At 52.9% G+C, this 5,833-nt stretch carries 5 protein-coding genes; 4 read left to right on the top strand and 1 reads right to left on the bottom strand.

The window, feature by feature from the left end; translation table 11 throughout:
* Window positions 1-86 precede the first annotated feature (86 nt).
* Complete coding sequence (locus tag D1646_RS20790; RefSeq protein WP_160638285.1) at window positions 87-461, top strand: replication initiator protein A; 375 nt, start codon at window positions 87-89, stop codon at window positions 459-461.
* Between the two features lie 835 nt (window positions 462-1,296).
* On the opposite strand, the gene D1646_RS20785 is transcribed toward D1646_RS20790, so the two are convergent.
* Window positions 1,297-1,383, bottom strand: coding sequence for a helix-turn-helix domain-containing protein (locus D1646_RS20785; RefSeq protein ID WP_243154281.1), 87 nt, complete (start codon window positions 1,381-1,383; stop codon window positions 1,297-1,299).
* 478 nt (window positions 1,384-1,861) lie between these two features.
* Here D1646_RS20785 and D1646_RS24075 point away from each other — a divergent pair, with 478 nt between their 5' ends.
* The 3 genes from D1646_RS24075 to D1646_RS20775 all read left to right on the top strand — a co-directional run.
* Window positions 1,862-3,742: a hypothetical protein gene (locus D1646_RS24075; RefSeq protein ID WP_347565265.1), complete on the top strand. Its 1,881-nt coding sequence runs from the start codon at window positions 1,862-1,864 to the stop codon at window positions 3,740-3,742.
* A gap of 21 nt (window positions 3,743-3,763) precedes the next feature.
* Window positions 3,764-4,231, top strand: coding sequence for a LuxR C-terminal-related transcriptional regulator (locus D1646_RS23520; RefSeq protein WP_243154279.1), 468 nt, complete (start codon window positions 3,764-3,766; stop codon window positions 4,229-4,231).
* Window positions 4,232-4,414: 183 nt separating this feature from the next.
* A partial coding sequence (locus tag D1646_RS20775; RefSeq protein WP_243154278.1) for a YDG domain-containing protein occupies window positions 4,415-5,833 on the top strand: 1,419 nt, incomplete at its 3' end.

Here is a 5,833-nt window from a genome sequence, read left to right as displayed (position 1 = left end):
AACAGCTTTGGCAACAATGCGGAAAAAGACACGGCTGGCTGCCGTGCCTTGAACCGTAATTCTTATTGTAATAGGAGAATTGAATCATGGCTTCTGGAACATTTTTTGATTATTATTATGGTGGTGAAAGTGAACAATTTCCATTTTACCGCATTCCGCAACAACTTATTGCAGGTAAAGACTTCCAGCATGTGTCCGCTGAGGCCAAACTGCTATATGGGCTTCTGCTTGACCGAATGGATCTGTCCGTCAAAAGCGGCTGGCACGATATAATGGGACGCGTATATATTTATTTTACATTGGCAGAGATACAGGAAAATCTGAACTGCGGACATGACAAAGCAACAAAATTGCTGGTGGAACTGGATACTCCAAATGGCTGTGGACTGATTGAACGCGTGAAACAGGGACAAGGCCGCCCTGCCAAAATCTACGTCAAGCGATTGACCGCAAGAGAGTAATTTTTCATATTGTTAATCTTCTCAGGCAGCAGTCAAGACTTCCGAAAACTGGGAGTCTTGACTGCGAAAAATCCGCATTTTAGACTGCGGGTTTCTCGCAGGAATCTATACTAATAGAACCAGACTTACTTATCTATTATCAATCAATCTATCTATCAGGACAGCACATCAGCCGCAGTCTGGATAGATGGGATAGATAGATTTGATGCTAAGGAACGAAAAAATGGCATGGAACGCAAGGATGAAACTTATTCACTCATGGCTTATGCCGCAGGGTTTTTACAGGAGACACAACGGCGCGGACAGCGCCGTTGTCCCAGCAAGTACGGAATTGTGACAGCAAAATTCCACTTGTTAGGGGCCCCCCTAAAACCCCTCCGTTTGTGGAGCGCATACCGCCCTTGCAAAGCGTGTTCCCTCTTGTGCCCAAAGGCTAATCCGCCGCTCGGCCCCCGTCAAGGCCGGACGATTGCGGAGCAATCGTCCGCGAGCCGGCCAGTCTGCTGACTGGCCGGACCTTGACAGGGGCCGTCCCGCGGATTGTTTTATCACCAAGGGGGGATACGCACAAAAAGCCGCTTGACAGCGGCTTTTCGTATCCTGGGAATGGGCGGGCTTGCGGAAAGCGTCAGCATCCTTCCACCCTCCTCGCCGAAAGCCATGGAACGGCATAGGAAATACATCTCAATTTGAGACGTATTTCGACAATGGCAGAAGCCGCCGTTCGTTTGCCCCAGAGCCAGCGCCCCAGTATTCGATTTCAACGCAGTTTTACTCAATACGAATATCGTCGAAAAATGCGTCTCAACTTGAGACACATTAAATCCGCTGTATTTTACATCTGGCTGGTATCGTTTACAAAGCGCACAACATCGCTAGGGGAACAATCCAATATCGTACACAGCTTTTCCAGCGAGAGCATGGTTATATTTTTGTTCTTTTTCAGCCAATCCAGGGTGCGGGCTGTATGCACAGGCGCAACCGCCATTTGGTAGACAACAGCGGCGTGTGCGTCTGCTATCTGACCAAGAACAGCGGGGGGACTGCTTACACCGTCAATTACGCAAAGAAACAAGGGGTAAATGTATTCAATATTGCCGAAAATATCAAACTTTGAATCACTTTTTTGCCAGCAGAAAAAATTTTTTCAAAATATGTGCCAAAACTACCCGGTTGGGGAGTGGACAAAAAACAAGCGATTTTGGTAAAATATCATATACCTACAAAAAGTTCAAAATTAACCGCGATTTACAAAAAAGCGGCCCAAGTTTATAACGGATACTGTACCGCAGGCAAATAATAATTGTGCCCGTTGCTTCTGTAAAATTGTATTTCAATGAAAGAATGTTTCTACTGTCCAAGTGGCTTTTGCGCTCAGTTGAGGAAAAGGAGGCTGACCCGTGGACCAAAACTATATCGCTCCGGCAAGCGCACTAAAGAAACTGAAAAAGGCCCGGAACCTGTCACAGACAGTTTACCTTTACGGGGCCACCGGCTATGGCAAGACGGAGCTGGTACGCCAATATCTGTCGGGCCGCAGATACACTTACCTCTCCTGTGAGGAACTGCCCTGGGAGGATGGGGCGCTGCCCCGGTTGGAACCGGGCAGACAGAAGTGCCGGGTAGTGGTGATCGACGACCTGCACCGGCTGAAAAGCGAGGAACTGCGCCGGGAGATCATTGCGTTGGAGGAGAGGGCGGATATATGGCTTATCCTGATTAGCCGGAGTCCTGTCCCCACATGGCTCATGCCCCAGCATATCAAGAGCGTTTTTGTCGTGATCTCCGAGAAAGACCTGCGGATGGGCCGCAGCGAGATCGCCGCCTATCTGGAGTCCCGCGGCATCGCATATACGGAGGAGGATATGCGGCTTTTGGAAGTCACCGCCGAGGGCAACGCCTACATCCTCCACCATGTCGCCCTGCGTATGAAGGAGGGCTTATCCCCCGGCTCGGAACTCCACGCGGAAATATGGGACGCCTTTGCCGCTTATCTGGAGAATGTGGTGCTGGTGCGCTGGGACAGCGACTTGTTAGAATTTTTAATGCAGGTCAGTGTGGTGGATGAATTTACGCTGGAGCTGGCGGAGATGATCTCCGGCAATCTCCACGTTGCCGCCCTGCTGGAACAGGCGGCAGAGGCAGGGAATTTTATTTTCCAGGAGGACGGCACATATCGTTTACGCCCGGTGTTGATCGATGCTCTGCGGAACCGAACATTAAAGATATATGGGACGGAGCGGGTCAAAGACCTCAAATATAACGCCGCCCTTTACTATGAAATGCACGATGAAGTCGTTCCCGCGCTAAGGTTGTTCGAGGAGTGCGGCAAGACCGAGCGAATCAAAAACCTGCTCATCCGCAACGCCCGGATGAATGTGGGTATCGGCCATTACTACGAACTGCGGCACTACTATTTCAATCTGGACGAACAGGAGATTGCGGACAGCCCGGTATTGATGGCGGGCATGAGTATGCTGTATTCCCTGTTGATGGACGGCGAAAAAAGCGAGTATTGGTACGAAAAGCTGAAAGCCTACACCGCCAATGCCAGAGGGGGTGTCCGGCGGGAGGCCCAGAGCCGTCTGACCTATCTGGATATTGCCCTGCCTCACCGGGGAAGCCGGGACGTGCTGGCGGTGATGAAGAACATTCCCGCCCTGCTGCTGGACAAGGGAAACTGTCTCCCGGAGCTTTCTGTCACCAGCAACCTCCCCAGCACCATGAACGGCGGAAAAGACTTCTGCCATTGGAGTCCCGACGATACCATGCTGGCGAAAACCGTTGGCCCATTGGTAGAGCGTATATTGGGCCGCTATGGTAAGGGGTTTGTCAAGGCCGCGCTGGGCGAGAGCCGCTACGAAAAGGGCGGGGACAATTACGAGGTAATGTCCCTGCTGACCCGCGCCCAGGTGGAGGCAGGGCAGGGCGGGACGATGGAGATCGCCTTTGCCGCCGTAGGCGTCCGGGTACGGCTGGCCCTGCTGCAAGGGGACAGTCCGGCGGCGCGGGAGCTGCTGGCGTCCTTTGAACAGTCGGTGAAAGAGAACCGGGCTGTCCAGCTTCTGCCCAACATCCAGACGCTCCGCTGCCGGTTGGCCTTGTATGAGGGTGATATGGATATAGTGGAACGCTGGATGAAAACCGCCCCGGACGAGGATCGGGAGTTTTGCGTGTTGGAGCGTTACCGCTACCTGACCAAAGTACGTTGTTATCTGGCGAACGGAGAGTACACAAAAGCCCAGGCCCTTTTGGAAAAGCTGCGCTACTATGCCGAGTAGACGGGCAGGCCCTATGTCCGCATGGAAACCGGGCTGTTGTCCGCCATCACCAAGGAGCGGGTCGGCGGGCCGTGGCAGGAGGAACTGGCTGCCGTTCTGAAAGAAGCGGAGCGTTACCGTTTCCTGCGCCTGATCACCGAGGAGGGCGCGGCGGTATGGCCCCTGTTCCAACGGGAGAAAAAGGCGTTGCAGGAAGCTGGGACGTTGAATAAGGACTGGCTGCGCCGCCTGCCGGCCGAGGCCGAGGAAGTGGCCCGGCGCTATCCCCTCTATCTGAAAAAGCGGGCGGCTGTGGCGGCGGATTTCAAAGGCGTCGCCCTGACCATCCTCCGTTTGCAGGCCGACGGCCTATCTGTTAATCGGATCGCTCAAAGGCTGGATTTGAAGCCGGACAATGTGAAATATCACATTAAGGAGAATTATCGAAAATTGAATGTTGACAACAAAACGGACGCGCTGCTGGCGGCGCGAAGCCTGGGCCTGCTGTAATTCAAGAAATGCGTCTCAACTTGAGACACATTTCGACAGGGAAAGCGAATGAAACAGGAACAGGAATCATCAAACAAGAGCATTGCTTATGTGGGAGCGCAAATGTGACCATCGAGGGTGCGTGCGAGGTCGTTTTCGCAAATAGCAGCGCTGAAGCTGTATTTGATTTAGGAGGAATAAACCATGAAACGAAGATTATTGAGTACGATTATCGCCTTGGCTTTGTGCCTGAGCATCTTGCCTATATCGGCACAGGCCTGGGTCATAAATGGCAACAAAGAGTATGTCTATAATGGAGAGTCCCGGAAGGTTACAAATTTTCAATTAACCTTAGATGGTGTTCGTGTTCTGGAAAGCGGAAAAGACTTTTTCATTACAAAATATACGGACTTGGACGGCAACGAAATCGACTGCATAAATGTGGGGCCGGTTCTTATGCACCTGTACACGGAGGACAGCTCCATAGGTGCGTTGAACTCCGGACAGATACGATATGACATTGTTCCAGCCCCGCTGACCATCACCGGCCTTGGCGGAAGCCACTCAAAGGAATACAATGGCAGTGCAGATTGTGATGGAACCGGTCTTGAAATAGAATTTGAGGGCAGCTTCAATAATGATGATGTGGCAATAAAGACTATAGGTGGAACATATTCCTACAATAGCGTCAATTCGGGTGTGGGCCAAGAGATTGTCCTGAGCGGTGCCTCCTATGAACTGGAGGGGGAGAAAGCTGGAAATTATTATATTACCGATAATATGCCCGATACGCTGACTGCGTCTGTTGGAACAATCCGGAAGGCCGCTGCCATTGTCCCCAAGAACGGTGATTTGGTGGTTACTAACGGGTGGGAACACACTTATACTTACCGTCTGGACGCTCTGCTCCCGGAAACGGAAGCAGGTAAGAGCTTGGGAGAAGTTACTTATGAGTTGGGCGCTCTCAGCTTGGGCAGCTACTACACCAGTGGCGCAAAGATTGACGGCCAGACACTGACACTGCCCATTGAGGCGGTGGAAAGCGACGAAGAAGCCGAAATCGGAACCATCACCGTCACCATCCATACCCAAAACTTTGAGGATATGACCGCCACCATCGACGTGCGGAGCGTCAAAAAGACCATCCCCACCGGCGGACCTACCCTGAGCGGGACCACTCTCACCTATGGGCAGACCCTCAGCACCATCACCCTCTCCGGCAGTATGCAGGACAGTGGCACGCCCGTTCCCGGCAAATTTGAGTGGAGCAACCCGGACAACCGCCCCGCTGTACAGGAAAGCTACGCGGCGGCGTGGACCTTCACACCGGATGATAACAACAAATATGCCGTTGTCACAGGGACCGTCCGCGTCACCATCGCCAAGGCCACCCCCAGCCTGACCCTCACGCCGTCCCCAGCCACCCTGCCCAACGGCGGCACGGTAACGCTGACCCTCTCCGGCCTGCCTGCTGGCGGAACGGCTTCCGTGACCTGCTCTAGCGGCATCACCGTGACGGCGGGAGCGGGCAATACTTGGACGGCGAAACTGCCCAACAGCACCGCAGACTATATCTTCACGGCCTCCTACGCAGGAAACGATAGCTACCACGGGGCAAATACA

Origin of the sequence: Pseudoflavonifractor sp. 60, from assembly GCF_009911645.1 — a bacterium.
Taxonomy (GTDB): domain Bacteria; phylum Bacillota; class Clostridia; order Oscillospirales; family Oscillospiraceae; genus Lawsonibacter.
Note: the sequence above shows the minus strand (reverse complement) of the source record. Positions and strands in the feature narration are given on the sequence as shown.